Annotated in this window: 14 protein-coding genes; 5 read left to right on the top strand and 9 right to left on the bottom strand. The window is 53.0% G+C overall.

Translation table 11 applies throughout. The features are described 5' to 3' along the window. Positions 1-87: 87 nt before the first annotated feature. On the top strand, positions 88-2,235 hold the full coding sequence (locus K0335_RS08930; protein ID WP_015953946.1) for a formate dehydrogenase H subunit alpha, selenocysteine-containing: 2,148 nt from the start codon (positions 88-90) through the stop codon (positions 2,233-2,235). Positions 2,236-2,325: 90 nt separating this feature from the next. Next, the gene (gene yjcO, locus K0335_RS08925; RefSeq protein WP_015953947.1) at positions 2,326-3,015 is read left to right on the top strand and encodes a Sel1 family TPR-like repeat protein YjcO; all 690 of its coding nucleotides are present in this window, start codon (positions 2,326-2,328) and stop codon (positions 3,013-3,015) included. 73 nt (positions 3,016-3,088) lie between these two features. On the opposite strand, the gene gltP is transcribed toward yjcO, so the two are convergent. The 8 genes from gltP to nrfA all read right to left on the bottom strand — a co-directional run bounded on the left by gltP (position 3,089) and on the right by nrfA (position 11,116). After that, positions 3,089-4,399, bottom strand: coding sequence for a glutamate/aspartate:proton symporter GltP (gene gltP, locus K0335_RS08920; RefSeq protein ID WP_046083076.1), 1,311 nt, complete (start codon positions 4,397-4,399; stop codon positions 3,089-3,091). A 350-nt stretch (positions 4,400-4,749) separates the two neighbouring features. Then, positions 4,750-5,337, bottom strand: coding sequence for a heme lyase NrfEFG subunit NrfG (gene nrfG / locus K0335_RS08915; RefSeq protein ID WP_046083075.1), 588 nt, complete (start codon positions 5,335-5,337; stop codon positions 4,750-4,752). After that, entirely contained in the window at positions 5,334-5,717 is a 384-nt protein-coding gene (gene nrfF / locus K0335_RS08910; protein ID WP_046083074.1) for a heme lyase NrfEFG subunit NrfF, read from the bottom strand. Before nrfF ends, nrfG begins: the two co-directional genes overlap by 4 nt. Beyond that, on the bottom strand, positions 5,710-7,428 hold the full coding sequence (locus tag K0335_RS08905; RefSeq protein ID WP_072274185.1) for a heme lyase CcmF/NrfE family subunit: 1,719 nt from the start codon (positions 7,426-7,428) through the stop codon (positions 5,710-5,712). The genes nrfF and K0335_RS08905 overlap by 8 nt, the downstream gene beginning before the upstream one ends. Before the next feature lie 19 nt (positions 7,429-7,447). After that, positions 7,448-8,404, bottom strand: a complete 957-nt coding sequence (nrfD, locus tag K0335_RS08900) for a cytochrome c nitrite reductase subunit NrfD (protein ID WP_000195167.1) — start codon at positions 8,402-8,404, stop codon at positions 7,448-7,450. After that, positions 8,401-9,072, bottom strand: coding sequence for a cytochrome c nitrite reductase Fe-S protein (nrfC, locus tag K0335_RS08895; RefSeq protein WP_000220281.1), 672 nt, complete (start codon positions 9,070-9,072; stop codon positions 8,401-8,403). Before nrfC ends, nrfD begins: the two co-directional genes overlap by 4 nt. Next, positions 9,069-9,635, bottom strand: coding sequence for a cytochrome c nitrite reductase pentaheme subunit (nrfB, locus tag K0335_RS08890; RefSeq protein WP_001296647.1), 567 nt, complete (start codon positions 9,633-9,635; stop codon positions 9,069-9,071). The genes nrfC and nrfB overlap by 4 nt, the downstream gene beginning before the upstream one ends. A gap of 44 nt (positions 9,636-9,679) precedes the next feature. After that, positions 9,680-11,116, bottom strand: coding sequence for an ammonia-forming nitrite reductase cytochrome c552 subunit (nrfA, locus tag K0335_RS08885; RefSeq protein WP_104919897.1), 1,437 nt, complete (start codon positions 11,114-11,116; stop codon positions 9,680-9,682). A gap of 392 nt (positions 11,117-11,508) precedes the next feature. Between nrfA and acs the strand changes: the two genes are divergently transcribed. From acs to actP, 3 genes are all read left to right on the top strand, one after another. Continuing rightward, complete coding sequence (gene acs / locus K0335_RS08880; RefSeq protein ID WP_046083071.1) at positions 11,509-13,467, top strand: acetate--CoA ligase; 1,959 nt, start codon at positions 11,509-11,511, stop codon at positions 13,465-13,467. A gap of 225 nt (positions 13,468-13,692) precedes the next feature. Then, a complete protein-coding gene (locus K0335_RS08875; protein ID WP_001014565.1) occupies positions 13,693-14,007 on the top strand; it encodes a DUF485 domain-containing protein in 315 nt (104 codons plus the stop codon). Continuing rightward, positions 14,004-15,653 carry a cation/acetate symporter ActP gene (gene actP, locus K0335_RS08870; protein WP_000832551.1) on the top strand — a complete coding sequence of 550 codons (1,650 nt, stop codon included), beginning with the start codon at positions 14,004-14,006 and terminating at the stop codon, positions 15,651-15,653. The genes K0335_RS08875 and actP overlap by 4 nt, the downstream gene beginning before the upstream one ends. Positions 15,654-15,693: 40 nt before the next feature. Here actP and msrA read toward each other — a convergent pair whose 3' ends face one another. Beyond that, entirely contained in the window at positions 15,694-16,332 is a 639-nt protein-coding gene (gene msrA / locus K0335_RS08865; RefSeq protein WP_104919899.1) for a peptide-methionine (S)-S-oxide reductase MsrA, read from the bottom strand. Positions 16,333-16,347 lie beyond the last annotated feature (15 nt).

The raw sequence follows: 16,347 nt of genomic DNA, 5'->3' as shown, positions 1-16,347 counted from the left end.
GTAAACCCACAAATAAAATGTGGCATAGAAGATGCATACTCAAGGCGACAGCGCGTATGCGCGATTTGATTAACTGGAGCAAGACCGATGAAAAAAGTCGTCACGGTTTGCCCTTATTGCGCATCAGGTTGCAAAATCAATCTGGTGGTCGATAACGGCAAAATCGTCCGGGCTGAGGCGGCGCAGGGGAAAACCAACCAGGGAACCCTGTGCCTGAAGGGGTATTACGGCTGGGATTTCATTAATGATACCCAGATCCTGACTCCGCGCCTGAAAACCCCCATGATCCGTCGCCAGCGTGGTGGCAAACTCGAACCTGTTTCCTGGGATGAAGCGCTGAATTACGTTGCTGAGCGTCTGAGTGCCATTAAAGAGAAGTATGGCCCGGATGCCATCCAGACCACCGGGTCTTCGCGTGGTACGGGTAACGAAACCAACTATGTAATGCAAAAATTTGCGCGCGCCGTTATTGGTACCAATAACGTTGACTGCTGCGCTCGCGTCTGACACGGCCCATCGGTTGCAGGTCTGCACCAGTCGGTCGGTAACGGCGCAATGAGCAACGCCATTAACGAAATTGATAATACCGATTTAGTGTTTGTTTTCGGGTATAACCCGGCAGATTCCCACCCCATCGTGGCGAATCATGTGATTAACGCTAAACGTAACGGGGCGAAAATCATCGTCTGTGATCCGCGTAAAATCGAAACTGCGCGCATTGCTGACATGCATATCGCACTGAAAAACGGCTCAAATATCGCGCTTCTGAATGCGATGGGCCATGTCATTATTGAAGAAAATCTGTACGACAAAGCGTTCGTCGCTTCTCGTACAGAAGGCTTTGAAGAGTATCGTAAAATCGTTGAAGGCTACACGCCGGAGTCGGTTGAAGATATCACCGGCGTTAGCGCCAGTGAGATTCGTCAGGCAGCGCGGATGTATGCCCAGGCGGAAAGCGCAGCCATTCTGTGGGGCATGGGTGTTACCCAGTTCTATCAGGGCGTGGAAACCGTACGTTCTCTGACCAGCCTCGCGATGCTGACCGGTAACCTCGGTAAGCCGCATGCGGGGGTAAACCCAGTTCGTGGTCAAAACAACGTGCAGGGGGCCTGCGATATGGGCGCACTGCCAGATACTTACCCTGGCTACCAGTACGTGAAAGATCCGGCTAACCGCGAGAAATTCGCCAAAGCCTGGGGCGTAGAGAGCCTGCCTGCACATACCGGTTATCGCATCAGCGAGCTACCGCATCGCGCAGCGCATGGCGAAGTGCGCGCCGCGTACATTATGGGCGAGGATCCGCTGCAAACGGATGCGGAACTGTCGGCAGTACGTAAAGCTTTTGAAGATCTGGAACTGGTCATCGTTCAGGACATCTTTATGACCAAAACCGCGTCGGCGGCGGATGTCATTTTACCGTCAACGTCGTGGGGCGAGCATGAAGGCGTGTTTACTGCGGCTGATCGTGGCTTCCAGCGTTTCTTCAAAGCCGTTGAACCGAAATGGGATCTGAAAACGGACTGGCAAATTATCAGTGAAATCGCCACCCGGATGGGTTATCCGATGCACTACAACAACACCCAGGAGATCTGGGATGAGTTGCGTCATCTGTGCCCGGATTTCTATGGTGCGACTTACGAAAAAATGGGCGAATTGGGCTTCATTCAGTGGCCTTGCCGCGACACATCAGATGCCGATCAGGGGACTTCTTATCTGTTTAAAGAGAAGTTTGATACCCCGAACGGTAAAGCACAGTTCTTTACTTGCGACTGGGTAGCACCAATCGACAAACTTACCGACGAGTATCCGATGGTGCTCTCAACGGTGCGTGAAGTTGGACACTACTCTTGCCGCTCGATGACCGGTAACTGTGCGGCGCTGGCGGCGCTGGCGGATGAACCTGGTTATGCGCAAATCAATACCGAAGATGCAAAACGTCTGGGTATCGAAGATGAAGCGCTGATTTGGGTACACTCGCGTAAAGGCAAAGTCATCACCCGTGCTCAGGTGAGTGATCGTCCGAACAAAGGGGCGATTTACATGACCTACCAGTGGTGGATCGGTGCCTGTAACGAGCTGGTCACTGAGAACTTAAGCCCGATTACGAAAACGCCGGAGTACAAATATTGCGCCGTACGTGTCGAGCCAATTGCTGATCAGCGTGCCGCCGAGCAATATGTGATTGACGAGTACAACAAGCTGAAAACCCGCCTACGCGAAAGCGCACTGGCGTAAATCCCTCCACAACAGCCTCCAGCCGGAGGCTGTTTTTTTTCCATGCATTCTATTTATACTGTCTACTCCTTACCCTACATAAAAATGAAAATGAAACGACTATTTGCATTGATGTTTTTACTAACATTCTTTGCCCATGCCGACGAACCGCAGCCCGGAAGCCAATATCTGCAAGCGGCAGAAGCCGGTGACAGACGAGCACAGTATTTTCTTGCTGATAGCTGGCTTAGTTCCGGCAATCTCAGCAAGGCGGAATACTGGGCGCAAAAAGCAGCTGATAATGGTGATGCTGATGCCTGTGCTTTACTGGCACAAATCAAAATCACCAATCCGGTAAGTCTGGATTATCCACAAGCAAAAATTCTGGCTGAAAAAGCTGCTCAGGCAGGGAGTAAAGAAGGCGAAGTCACGCTGGCGCATATTCTGGTAAATACCCAGGCAGGTAAACCTGACTATCCGAAAGCTATTTCATTACTCGAAAATGCCTCTGAGGATTTGGAAAACGACTCTGCCGTTGATGCTCAGATGCTGTTAGGGCTTATTTATGCGAACGGCGTGGGCATTCCCGCCGATGACGAAAAAGCGACCTGGTATTTCAAGCGCAGTTCTGCCATTTCACGCACCGGTTATTCAGAATATTGGGCGGGAATGATGTTCTTAAACGGTGAAGAAGGTTTTATCGAGAAGAATAAACAGAAGGCGCTGCACTGGTTAAATCTGAGCTGTATGGAAGGGTTTGATACCGGGTGCGAAGAGTTCGAAAAATTAACTAACGGTTAAACGGCGCATTCAGCACGAGGTCGGATACGGCGTTAACGCCTTATCCGACCTGAAAAAAACACGCTAAATCAGACTATTGCGCAGTTTTATCAAATTTGCCCAGCACTTCACGCTCATAAGCCAGCGCTTTCTTACGGTCAAATTTGTGTTCCCACTTGGCAATCACCAGCACCGCCAGGGCGTTACCCACCACATTCAGTGCCGTACGTGCCATGTCGAGGATACGGTCAACCCCGGCAATAAACGCCAGACCTTCCAGCGGGATCCCTACGCTTCCCAACGTCGCCAGCAATACCACAAACGATACGCCAGGCACGCCAGCAATCCCTTTTGACGTTACCATCAGCGTCAGTACCAGAACGATCTCCTGCCAGATTGACAGGTCAATGCCGTACAGCTGGGCGATAAAAATAGCGGCAATACTTTGATATAGCGTTGAACCGTCAAGGTTAAAGGAATAACCGGTCGGAACCACGAAACTGGTGATCGACGCCGGTGCACCGTAAGCTTCCATCTTCTCAATAATTCGCGGCAGCACGCTTTCAGAGCTGGCAGTGGAGTACGCCAGAATCAGCTCATCTTTCAGAATACGAATCAGGATCCAGACACTTAACCCGCACAGGCGCGCTACAATTCCCAGTACTACCAGCGCGAAGAACAGAATCGCGAAATGCACCAGCAGCACCAGTTTCGCCAGTGGCCACAGTGAAGAGAAACCAAAGTTAGCCACCGTCACGGCAATCAGCGCAAACACACCTACAGGTGCATAACGCATTACCATGTGAGTCACTTTAAACATCGTTTCAGAGATGGAGCGGAACACTGTCACCAGCGGTTCACGATGCGTTGCGGGCAGAGAGGAAAGCCCCAGACCAAACAGCACCGAGAAGAAGATGATCGGCAGCATTTCGCCTTTCGCCATCGACGCCACGATGTTCGTCGGCACAAGCGACAAAATCGTGCCCATAATACCGTGGGAACTGCTCTGTACCGCTTCTGTAGTGCTCTGATATTTCGAGATATCGACGGTTGCCAGCTGCGACATATCCACCCCGGCACCGGGCTGGAAGACGTTCGCCAGGGTGATCCCCAGAATGATGGCGACAGTGGTGATCACCTCGAAATAGATAATGGTTTTCGCGCCAATACGCCCGAGCTGTTTGGCATCACCAACACCCGCAATACCCACCACCAGCGTGGAAATAACAATCGGCACAACAATCATTTTGATCAGGTGGATGAAGATATCACCCGCCGGAGAGAGCAAATTGACGACCAGCCAGTCGCGGCTGTCGCTATGGTAGTGCAGGTAGCTTCCCAGGAGAATGCCCAGCACCATAGCAAACAGAATCTGCCAGGCCAGGCTGAATTTTATATTTTTCATCAGAATAACTTCCTCAATGGAGCGCCGTTCCCCGTTCAGAAACGCGAGAACGTGACATACTGCCAGGGCATGAATTGTGTTGCGTTGGTTTGTAGATTTTTTTAACGCTTATGATCAGTATCATTTGCGCGGTATGTTGCGCAACCCTTTAACAACAGAGCTTTTCGCTGCATTAATGCATAATAACGCGAGTTTATGGCAGGATTAATGAATAACCATTTGTTATGGAAAGATTTTTATTTGTTTAATCTGCAATAATACCGGTTAGTTATTATTTTGGGCATATGTTCATTCGATTATTTTTTATGCAGCTCAATAACATAATCTTCATCACCAGATGATTAATCTGATCACCGCTGCAACAGTTTCGCCAAATTAATCGACTCGACCAGCTGTGTCCGGTTGATCCGGGGTGAGTTTAAATCCATCACTTTTTGCCATAGTTCGATGGCTTGCGCGTAATTCGCCTGCATAAACGCATCGGAAGCCAGCAGCATCAGAGCGGTGATTTCGTTAGAGTCCAGCGCGAGTGCTTTGTCGATCATTGCGCGAGTCTGGGCGGTCATATGCTGGCTGCCCTGGTAATAAAGCACCGTCGCCAGCGCTGCATACAGTTCAGCGTTATCGCCACGTAGTTGCAACGCCTGACGGTACGCCAGCAGCGAATTACTGTAATCGTTTTGCCACAAATAGTACTCACCCAGTAACGCCCACTGTTCGCTGTTTTGTGGATTAGCGCGGATTTTATCCTGTAATGCCTGAAGCTGCGCTTCCGGGGTTTGCTGGCTGGCAAACTGATATAGCGGATCGTGCTGACGCTGATACTCCGCACGTACCGCCTGCCATTTTGGGCTTAACAAATAACTGCCGACACAGAGAAATACCATCAATATCGTGAGTGTTGTCAGCATTTTCACCGGTATTTGAGGCTGTTTCATCGCTTCGTCCTTACCCGCCAGAGGATCAGTATCATCAGCAGTAACAACACCACTGGCAGCGCCCACAACACCAGCGTCTGACCGGTTAACGGTGGGTTATAGCGAACAAAATCTCCGTAGCGTTCAGTCATCCAGCCAATGATTTCGACTTCACTTTTCCCCTCCGCCACCATGCTGTAAACCTGATGGCGCATACTGACTGCCACCGGCGCATTGGATTCCAGTAAGTTCTGATTCTGGCACTGCGGGCAGCGTAACTGGCTGGCAATAGTTAACGCCTGTTCCTGTTGTTGCGGATTGGCGAATTGCCAGGTGTCTACAACCTGAGCGCGCGCAAAACAGGTAAATAACAGCAGTAGCGTGAGAAGCCCTTTATTCATCGCGCTTCCTCCCCCGCCATCCGCTTAACAATGCGCCCGCAATCATCAACAATCCTCCCCCCCAGATCCAGCGCACACCGCGTTGTACATACAAACGAAAAGCGTAACGATCCGGTCCGGTTTTCTCGCCCATGACCGCATACCAGTCATGGATGCCGTTCCAGCGAATTGCCGGTTCCATCATTTGCTGACGACGTGCTTCGTAAAAACGCCGCTCCGGCGTCAGTTCACCAATGCGTTGCTGATGGTCAAACAGCGCCACTATCGCTTTTTCGCTGGTGTAATTACCTTTGGCTTGCAGATCGAGGCGCTCAAAACGGAAGGTATATCCTGCCAGAGTCACCTGCTGACCCGGCTGTAAATTCAGGCTGATCTCCTGACGGCTGACGCTTGAAACCACGATCCCCGCGGCAAATAACAGCACACCCGCATGCGCCAGCAGCGCCGGAAGCTGCACGCGTTTGCCAGAGACAAACGTCGCCAGCACAATCACCACCAGCATCAACAGACCAAACGGTAACGTCGCGCGGTTAAAATACGGCGCGCCAACGGAGAGGCGTCCCCAGCCCAGCAGGCCGTAAATCATCGGATAAAGCGTTCCCATCAGCACGATCAGTAGCACTGCGCAAAACAGCAACAGCGTAGCGAGGATTAACATTTCCCGCGATAACCCCGAAAAACGCACCGCCGGGCCACCGTCCCGCGCTCGCCAGCCATACAGAGCCAGAGACGCAAGGCTAATCAGTGCAAACAGGCTGAACAACGGCACGGCGCGGACGTTATCCAGCGCGAACGCATGAACCGAAACCAGAATGCCAGAACGGACAATTAAGGTGCCCAGCAGCGACAGCATCAGAGTAACTATCGCCAGCAACAGCGACCAGTGGCGGAAAATCCCCCGCTGGCGTGTCAGGGACAAACTGTGCAGCAGCGCAGTGGCAGAAAGCCAGGGTAATAAAGAGGCGTTTTCCACCGGGTCCCAGAACCACCAGCCGCCCCAGCCCAGTTCGCAATAGGCCCACCAGGAACCGAGGATGATCCCCGCCGTTAATGCCCCCCAGCCTGGTAGCGCCCAACGCCAGCAAATTCGGGCGCTGGCAGCATCAAACTCACCGCGCAGTATACTCGCCAGCGCCACACTCGCCGCCACCATCAAACCACCATAGCCAAGATAAAGCAGGGGCGGATGGAAGATAAGGCCAGGATGTTGCAGCATCGGATTGAGATCGCGACCTTCGATTGCTGGCGGAAATATCCGCGCAAACGGATCGGACCACAGCACCACAAACAGCAACAGTGCGGCGAGCATGAGAGATAAAACGGCTAATGTCAGCGGAAATAGCAGATCGGTTTGCTGCCGATAATGCCAGGCAAACAGCGCGCTCCACGCGGAAAGGAGTAGCACCCAAAGTAGCAACGAACCTTCATGCCCTCCCCACACTGCCGCCAGTTTGAGTTCCCACGACAGCAGGCTGTAGCTATGTTGGGCGACATAAATGACCGAGAAATCGCTGATGAGAAAACAATACGTCAGTACGCCAAAAGCGATCAGCAGGAGCGCGAACTGTGCCAGAGTGCCGATGCAAGTGAGTCGCATCATGGCAGGCCAGCTCAACCGCACTCCCGCAAAGGTTGTCAATGGGGTCAGCACGTTGACCCCAAGACTTAACAACAACGCCAGAAAACCGACTTCAGGAAGGAATACGTCCAGAAACCACCTCTTTTCTGGCTTACGCCACCGTTAACTGCCCGGCATAGAGAATGAAAAAGCGCAGCATCAATACACCGACCAGACTGGCTCCACACGCTGCCAGCACGGCAGGAATGCCGGAACTGCGATTCACCCACGGTTTGAGCAACATTGGCACAATCAGCCCCAGCCCAGCGACACCAAGCCAGAACCACCACGTCCAGAAACCACCGCCCAATGCCGCCACCAGCGCACGCACTTTGCCGTCATCGCCCAGCGCCAGTCCAACAAAAAACGCCACCAGCAGGAAGATTTCGCCCCATACCACAGGGATCTCCATACGGTGTACAAAGTGCGCTTCTGTGGAGTGCGGATTACTGCGCTGGCGTATCGCCATAGCGATCAACGCCACCGCCGCACCGGACGAAATGCCGGAGAAGAGGAACAGCACCGGTAAAATCGGATTATTGAGGAACGGATATGATTTCAGCGCCGACAGCAGAAAGCCGGTATAAGCCCCCAGCAACACCGCCAGCACCAGCATTAGCGTTTCCAGTCCGCGGTGAACGGGCGTCAGCAGACTCAGAACCTTTTGTACGATCCCCAGCTTCGGCAACCAGCGTTGTTGCAGGGCAAGCAAATCATGTTCAAAGATTTTCGCCAGCCACAGCACCAGCACCACCATGTAGAGCTGAAACAGCATCACCCCCATCGACATCACCGAGGTAAAACTGTAATGGAACATCAGCTTCCAGAAGGTCCACGGTCTTGTCAGGTGGAAGACGAGAATCAACAGACCGAGGATCACCGCGCCAGGCCCGACAATCAGCGTGGTGCGCAACAACGTACTGTCTGCACCGCCCGCCTGCGGGTAGAAGCGACGTAACAGCACGGCCAGCGTCACCAGACCGGCAGAAATACCAATCAAAAACAGGTAGATGGCAATCGGCCAGTCCCACACCAGCGATTCAAAATGAAATGCGGAAGTCTGCGTCATTGGCTCACCTCCCCGTATTTAAACGGTACGCGGTACAGCTTCGGTTTGGTTCCCAGCGCCAGCTTGTAGCGGTAAGTGGGCTTCTGGCGTAGCAGTTGCGAAATCTCACTGTTGGGATCGTCCAGATTGCCAAACGTCAGCGCCTTCGTCGGGCAAGCCTCAACGCACGCGGGGAGCTTACCGGCCTGCAAATTGGTCTTACGGCAGAAATCGCATTTGTCCGCCGTCTTCGTGACCGGATGGATAAAGCGCACGCGGTACGGACAGGCGGCGATGCAGTACTGACAACCGACGCAGAGATCCGGGTTAACATCGACAATCCCGCTGGCTGCATCGCGAAAAGACGCACCCGTTGGGCAGACGTCAACGCACGGTGCATGGTCGCAGTGCTGGCAAGACTTACGAAAGAAGCGATATTTCACATCAGGAAATTCGCCCTGCGGCTCGCTACGAATAATTGTCAGGCGCGAGACGCCTTCCGGCACCTTGTTCACTTCCCGACAAGCATCCATACAGGCAGTACAGCCGATGCATAACGACTCGTCATGCACCATGCCGTAACGCACCCCATTGATATTCAACGTTTTCGCCACCACGCGTCCTGCGGTGCCGCTGACGGCTGCCAGCACGCCGACGCCGGTGAGAAACTGGCGACGAGACCAGGTCATGGCTGCTCCTTAAGCAACGGAACAGACGCCGGGTTAAAGTTCGGATTGGTGCGCTGATCGCTGTGGCAATCGACGCAAATCTTAATCCGTCCTTTGTCACTTAACGTCTGCATCGTATCTTGCTGTGGATGCAGGGAATGGCAGCTGGCGCACGCCACTTTGGTTACGTGGACATCGTGCGGCCAGAACGCTTTTTGCAACTGTTCCGGCAGATGGCAGGACATACAGACGCTGTTCTGCTCTCCAACCTTGTACATCGGCTCGTTAAAGCGCATCACATCTTTCACCCCTTCGCGGTGTTGCGGTGATGGCTGGCCGTGACAGTTGGTGCAGGTGACCGGCAGTTTGTTATTCGGGTTGATAACGGAAGCATGTTTGCCATGCATACCTTCGGTATCTGGTTTATGACAGTCCAGACAGGCGGCATCCGGGTTACGCTGCTGGGTAACTTCGTAGCGATCACCAGATGCCTGCGCCGCAGGGGTAGCGGTAATTCCGTTCAGGCTCCACAACAGGCCCGACGCCAGCACCCCGGCAGTTAATAACGAACGTAATACGCTCATATTCACTCCATTGTGTTTTCCGCCCCTTGTGAGGCGGAACGGGGTTATTGGCTTAACAGACCGTTTTTACGTGCCTGCTCTTCCCACTGCGGGATCACCGTTTTGATAAAGTCCTGCTTCTCAGCCTTGATTTGTTCCATGTTCAGGCCAATGGCCTGCTGGGCTTTCTCTTTGGTTGAGATATCCGGGATCTGGATTTCATGGGTGATGCCTTTGGTCGCCAGCAGGCGCGCCAGTTTGGTGCGCGCATCCGCCGCTTTATCCAGCGCCGTACCGAGAATCCTCAGACCTTCTTCCGGTGCGTGCATATGAATGCCGTGGGAAGCGATCGCCAGATCCCAACGCCACTGAGCATGACGGATATCGTCCTGAATCGGTTTCATTTCGGCTTCCGTCGCGCCTGCATCCAGCGCCGCTTTCGCTTCGAAGTGAGCGTGAACCAGTTGATCTTCAACCTTGATTTTCAGGTCGTTAATCGACTGCTTACGTTCCGCGACAACTTTTTGCAAAGCAGCTTTGTCCTGGGTATGGCAGTTCGCACAAGTCTGGGCGAAGTTATCAAACGGATTACCAATTTTATGGTCGGTGTAGAGTTTGCCTTCAGCGTTCTGCACTTTTGGCATATGGCAGTCGATACAGGTCACGTTGTTTTTGCCGTGAATGCCCACTGTCCAGGTTTCATATTCCGGGTGCTGCGCTTTCAGCATTGGCGTTTTCGACAGGGAGTTAGTCCAGTCAGAGAAGGCAATTTTGTCGTAATACTGCTCCATATTTTCGACTTTCATGCCGTCATCCCATGGGAATTTAACGGCTTTGTTTTTGCCATCGAAGTAATACTCCACATGGCACTGACCGCAGACCATCGATTGCTGGTCGAAACGTCCGGCTTTCTCAAAAGGTTTACCAATGGCTTCCATCGCGCGAGCAGCATACGGACGGGAAAGGGTTAACTCCGGTTTGCCTTTGGCGAACTCTGGTGAGGCAGTGTTATGGCAATCGGCACAACCTAAGTTGTTGACGATTTCCGGGCCGCCGCGCGCCCATTTACCATGGAAGTAGCCATCTTTGCCGTCTTTCTGGATCAGACGCGCCACATCCGGGCTTTTACAACTCCAGCATGCCATCGGTAGCGGACCATCTTCAGCGTTTTTCGGCGCACCGGTACGCAGGGTTTCACGCACATCGGTCACAGCAAAGGCATGCCCACGCGGCTTGTTGTAATCGCGCGAGAAAGGATACCCCGCCCACAGGATCACCAGCCGTGGATCTTCCGCCAGGGCGTCAACACGCTCTGACTGTTCCGAGGTGGCTTTCCAGGAGAGATATTGATCGGGATGCTGCGGAGCGAAGGTTTCATTCTTCGCTTCCACGGTTACAGGTTTCGTGGGAGCGGCCGTTTGTTCAGCGTGAACAGAAGTGAAAAAGAAAAAAGGAATCAATAAGCTGAAGATACGGCGTGCGTTTATTTTTATCCTTGTCATAGGGGCTTCATCCGAATTGCGCCATTGTTGCAATGGCGGTTTTTATTGTTTTTCACGACAGTAACCGCACCTACACTGTCATGACATTGCTCGCCCCTATGTGTAACAAATAACCATACTGTGAATGTTGTCTTTAATCAATTGTAAGTGCATGTAAAATACCACTTTAGAGTTAGTCAGTATCTTCCTCTTTTTCAACAGCATGCATAACTGCATGTTCCTCAAAGAATTAATCAACTTTTGTTGGTGACCTTCAAAAATTACCCTGCCGTTTATTTGCACAATTCTACTTTTGCGTGATCTGTCGCCCAAATACTAAACAAAACTGCCAATACCCCTACATTTAACGCTTATGCCACATATTATTAACATCCTACAAGGAGAACAAAAGCATGAGTCAAATTCACAAACACACCATTCCTGCCAACATCGCAGACCGTTGCCTGATAACCCCTCAGCAGTACGAGGCGATGTATCAACAATCTATTAACGCACCAGATACCTTCTGGGGCGAACAGGGAAAAATTCTCGACTGGATCAAACCTTACCAGAAGGTGAAAAACACCTCCTTTGCCCCGGGTAATGTGTCCATTAAATGGTACGAGGATGGCACGCTGAATCTGGCGGCGAACTGCCTTGACCGCCATCTGCAAGAAAACGGCGATCGCACCGCCATCATCTGGGAAGGCGACGACGCCAGCCAGAGCAAACATATCAGCTATAAAGAGCTGCATCGCGATGTTTGCCGCTTCGCCAATACCCTGCTCGAGCTGGGTATTAAAAAAGGTGATGTAGTGGCGATTTATATGCCAATGGTGCCGGAAGCCGCGGTCGCGATGCTGGCCTGCGCCCGCATTGGCGCGGTGCATTCGGTAATTTTCGGCGGCTTCTCGCCGGAAGCCGTTGCCGGACGCATTATCGATTCTAACTCACGGTTGGTGATCACTTCTGACGAAGGTGTGCGCGCCGGGCGCAGTATTCCGCTGAAGAAAAACGTCGATGACGCTCTGAAAAATCCGAATGTCACTAGCGTTGAGCATGTGGTGGTACTGAAGCGTACTGGCGGAAAAATTGACTGGCAGGAAGGGCGCGATCTGTGGTGGCACGACCTGATTGAGCAAGCGAGCGATCAGCACCAGGCGCAAGAGATGAACGCTGAAGATCCGCTGTTTATTCTCTACACCTCCGGTTCTACCGGGAAGCCGAAAGGCGTGCTGCACACTACCGGCGGTTATCTGGTGTACGCGGCGCTGACTTTTAAATATGTCTTTGATTATCATCCTGGCGATATCTACTGGTGCACCGCCGATGTGGGCTGGGTTACCGGGCACAGTTATTTGCTGTATGGCCCGCTGGCATGCGGCGCGACCACGCTGATGTTTGAAGGCGTACCGAACTGGCCGACGCCTGCCCGTATGGCCCAGGTGGTGGATAAGCATCAGGTCAATATTCTCTATACCGCGCCCACGGCGATTCGCGCGCTGATGGCAGAAGGCGATAAAGCGATCGAAGGCACTGACCGTTCGTCGCTGCGCATTCTCGGTTCCGTAGGCGAGCCAATCAACCCGGAAGCGTGGGAGTGGTACTGGAAGAAGATCGGCAACGAGAAATGTCCGGTGGTCGATACATGGTGGCAGACCGAAACTGGCGGTTTCATGATCACGCCACTGCCTGGCGCTACCGAGCTAAAAGCCGGTTCGGCGACGCGTCCGTTCTTCGGCGTGCAACCGGCGCTGGTCGATAACGAAGGTAACGCGCTGGAAGGGGTTACCGAAGGCAGCCTGGTGATCACCGACTCCTGGCCGGGTCAGGCGCGTACATTGTTTGGCGATCACGAGCGTTTTGAACAGACCTACTTCTCCACCTTCAAAAATATGTATTTCAGCGGCGACGGCGCGCGTCGTGATGAAGATGGCTATTACTGGATCACCGGGCGTGTGGACGACGTGCTGAACGTCTCCGGCCATCGTCTGGGAACAGCGGAGATTGAGTCGGCGCTGGTGGCACATCCGAAAATTGCCGAAGCCGCTGTCGTCGGTATTCCGCACAATATTAAAGGTCAGGCGATCTACGCCTACGTCACGCTTAATCACGGGGAGGAACCGTCACCAGAACTGTACGCAGAAGTCCGCAACTGGGTGCGTAAAGAGATTGGCCCGCTGGCAACGCCAGACGTGCTGCACTGGACCGACTCCCTGCCTAAAACCCGCTCCGGCAAAATTATGCGCCGTATTCTGCGCAAAATTGCGGCGGGCGATACCAGCAACCTGGGCGATACCTCGACACTTGCCGATCCTGGCGTAGTCGAGAAGCTGCTTGAAGAGAAGCAGGCTATCGCGATGCCATCGTAACCCACCATTGCCGGATGTGGCGTAAACACCTTATCCGGTCTACACGCCCCTTTCTTTATAGTGGGAAAGGGCAAATATAAAAATTCTCCTAAGTATTTCGCGTTGCAGGCAGGAAGCAAGCGAGCATCTCCCCAGGAGCATAGAAAACTATGTGACTGGGGGAGGCGAGTGCGGCTGACGAACCTGCGGCGTGAAAGACGACGGGGAACCTCTGGAGAATCTGTGATGAATGGCACTATTTATCAGCGGATAGAAGACAATGCGCATTTCAGGGAGTTAGTCGAAAAACGGCAACGGTTTGCCACCATCCTGTCGATTATTATGCTGGCAGTTTATATCGGCTTTATTTTACTGATCGCCTTCGCGCCCGGCTGGCTGGGCACCCCGCTGAATCCGAACACCAGCGTCACACGCGGTATTCCGATTGGTGTTGGAGTGATTGTGATCTCCTTTGTTCTCACCGGTATCTACATCTGGCGGGCAAACGGCGAATTCGACCGTCTTAATAATGAAGTCCTGCATGAGGTACAAGCATCATGAAAAGAGTTCTGACGGCGCTTGCCGCCACACTCCCTTTCGCAGCTAACGCCGCGGATGCTATTAGCGGGGCCGTAGAGCGCCAGCCAACGAACTGGCAGGCAATTATTATGTTCCTGATTTTCGTCGTGTTTACGCTCGGTATTACCTACTGGGCGTCAAAACGCGTACGTTCGCGTAATGACTACTACACCGCAGGCGGCAATATCACCGGTTTCCAGAACGGGCTGGCGATTGCCGGGGACTATATGTCTGCCGCCTCATTTTTGGGTATCTCCGCGCTGGTGTTTACCTCCGGCTATGATGGTTTAATTTACTCGCTGGGCTTCCTGGTGGGCTGGCCGATCATTCTGTTCCTGATTGCCGAACGTCTGCGTAACCTCGGTCGCTACACCTTTGCCGATGTAGCCTCTTACCGCCTGAAACAAGGGCCGATCCGTATTCTTTCGGCCTGTGGTTCTCTGGTGGTCGTGGCGCTTTATCTTATCGCCCAGATGGTAGGCGCAGGTAAACTTATCGAGCTGCTGTTCGGCCTTAACTATCACATTGCGGTAGTGCTGGTCGGCGTGCTGATGATGATGTACGTCCTGTTCGGCGGCATGCTGGCGACCACCTGGGTACAGATTATCAAAGCTGTGCTGTTACTGTTTGGTGCCAGCTTTATGGCCTTTATGGTGATGAAACACGTCGGCTTTAGCTTCAACAATCTGTTCAGCGAAGCGATGGCGGTACACCCGAAAGGTGTCGATATCATGAAGCCGGGCGGACTGGTGAAAGATCCCATCTCCGCGCTGTCGCTGGGGCTGGGGCTGATGTTTGGTACGGCTGGCTTACCGCACATTCTGATGCGTTTCTTTACGGTCAGCGATGCCCGTGAAGCGCGTAAGAGCGTGTTCTACGCCACCGGATTTATGGGCTACTTCTATATCCTGACCTTTATTATCGGCTTTGGCGCGATCATGCTGGTCGGTGCGAATCCGGAATATAAAGACGCGGCGGGCCATCTGATTGGTGGCAACAACATGGCGGCAGTTCACCTGGCCAATGCTGTGGGCGGCAACCTGTTCCTCGGCTTTATTTCAGCGGTTGCTTTCGCCACCATTCTTGCGGTGGTTGCGGGTCTGACGCTGGCGGGCGCATCCGCGGTTTCGCATGACCTGTACGCTAACGTCTTCAAAAAAGGTGCGACCGAACGTGAAGAGCTACGGGTATCGAAAATCACCGTCCTGATTTTGGGCGTGATTGCGATTATCCTCGGTGTGCTGTTTGAGAATCAGAACATCGCCTTTATGGTGGGCCTGGCGTTTGCCATCGCGGCGAGCTGTAACTTCCCGATCATTCTGCTTTCCATGTACTGGTCGAAACTGACCACTCGTGGCGCGATGATGGGCGGCTGGCTGGGGCTGATTACCGCAGTGGTACTGATGATTCTCGGCCCTACCATTTGGGTACAGATCCTCGGTCACGAAAAAGCCATCTTCCCGTACGAATACCCGGCGCTGTTCTCTATCACCGTGGCATTCCTCGGCATATGGTTCTTCTCGGCAACCGATAACTCAGCGGAAGGTGCGCGTGAGCGTGAACTGTTCCGTGCGCAGTTTATCCGCTCCCAGACTGGCTTTGGCGTTGAGCAAGGCCGCGCGCATTAATCTCTACCCTTCCCCGGTCGTTTGACCGGGGAATTTCTCTTCAGGCATCAGGCGGCAGACAGACGCCAATCCCACCGATACCGCAATAACCATACGGATTTTTATGCAGATATTGCTGGTGGTCATCCTCGGCATAATAGAATGGCGTGGCGTTGGCTATTTCAGTGGTGACAGGGCGATCATCATTAGCGGCGATCATCGCGGCCTGAAAACGTTCCCGGCTGGCACGGGCGGCCGAATCTTGTTCCGGTGTCAGCGGATAAATCGCCGAACGATACTGCGTGCCGTGGTCATTGCCCTGACGCATACCCTGGGCGGGATCGTGATTCTCCCAAAATACCTGTAATAGCTGCTCATAGCTGATTACCGAAGGATCGTAAACAATACGTACCGCTTCGGCATGGCCTGTTTCTCCAGAGCACACTTCCCTGTAAGTAGGATTCGGTGTATAGCCTCCTGTATAACCAGCGGCAGTGCTGTAAACACCAGGAAGCTGCCAGAAAAGTCGCTCCACGCCCCAGAAACAGCCCATCGCAAAAATGGCGATGTCCATTCCGTCAGGTACGTTGGTCATTGAGTGACCGTTGACCGCATGCAAGGTGGCTACGGGCATCGGGGTGTTACGTCCAGGCAGGGCATCGGCGGGGGAAACCAGATGCTTTTTATCAAATAAACTCATGGTGTCGTTCTCCCG

The organism is Escherichia sp. GZ89 (genome assembly GCF_019366485.1).
GTDB lineage: Bacteria > Pseudomonadota > Gammaproteobacteria > Enterobacterales > Enterobacteriaceae > Escherichia > Escherichia fergusonii.
This window is presented reverse-complemented; position numbering and strand designations above follow the sequence as displayed.